Source organism: Paracoccus fontiphilus (assembly GCF_017356265.1).
Classification (GTDB): Bacteria; Pseudomonadota; Alphaproteobacteria; order Rhodobacterales; family Rhodobacteraceae; genus Paracoccus; species Paracoccus fontiphilus.
In genome coordinates this window covers 1-691 of the sequence record NZ_JAFNAW010000175.1, presented here as the reverse complement: position 1 = coordinate 691, position 691 = coordinate 1, and the positions used below count along the sequence as shown (strand labels likewise).

Genomic DNA, 691 nt, shown 5'->3' with positions numbered 1-691 from the left:
CCGCATGATCACCCCCGCCGTCATTTGGTCGGCGATGAATCATGTTCTTCATTCGGCGTCGAGGCCTGACTATTTCAGCAGCGTGTTATAACTGCCAAATCCTATCTAATTGACCGCGTTGTCCCCGATTGTGAGATTATTGCCCTGCCGGGGCGCAATGCACCGGGCGGTACCATTCCCTTCGGCCTTGTTGACCAGATGGCCCCGCCTGCCCTGCGTGGTGGCTGGCGTGGTTTTGTAAAGGGTAAAACCAGGAGTAAGTCGGTTGCGCTGTCGGGAACGCTGGGCATGGATTGCCGGATTGACAGTCCGGGAAACTGGTCGCATTTTCTGAACCTTCATTTGCCGCTAGCCTTTGAACTTGTTCGCAGGTTTGATCTGGCTCCTGCTGATCTTACCTTGATCCTACCTGCACGGATTCCAAGCTTTATTCTGCGTGCGGCTGCCCATCTGGGCTTTTCAACCCAATGCAGTGACAGCTTGGTGATCGGGCCTTGCATTGCCTATCAGCTAAGCGTGAACATCACCATTCCGGATCGGCGCAAGTGGCTTGAAGCATCAGGTATTGTCGAGCAATTGGCGAATGTGGATGGCCCGAGATTGCCTAGGCTCCAGACCCATTGATTTCACACGCCTTGCGTGATTCAGGCTCCGCAAGGAGACCTGATCATTGAGCAACTTGTTCTGGCTA

The 691-nt window shown here is 54.1% G+C and carries 1 protein-coding gene; it reads left to right on the top strand.

Annotated features, from left to right (window positions below; genetic code table 11):
• Nucleotides 1-198: 198 nt before the first annotated feature.
• On the top strand, nt 199-624 hold the full coding sequence (locus J0F76_RS20735) for a hypothetical protein (RefSeq protein ID WP_207472355.1): 426 nt from the start codon (nt 199-201) through the stop codon (nt 622-624).
• The last annotated feature ends 67 nt before the right edge of the window (nt 625-691 follow it).

What these genes read in the sequence shown, in the direction of transcription:
- J0F76_RS20735 (WP_207472355.1), top strand. Translation starts at nt 199, where the DNA reads ATGGCCCCGCCTGCCCTGCGTGGTGGCTGGCGTGGTTTTGTAAAGGGT.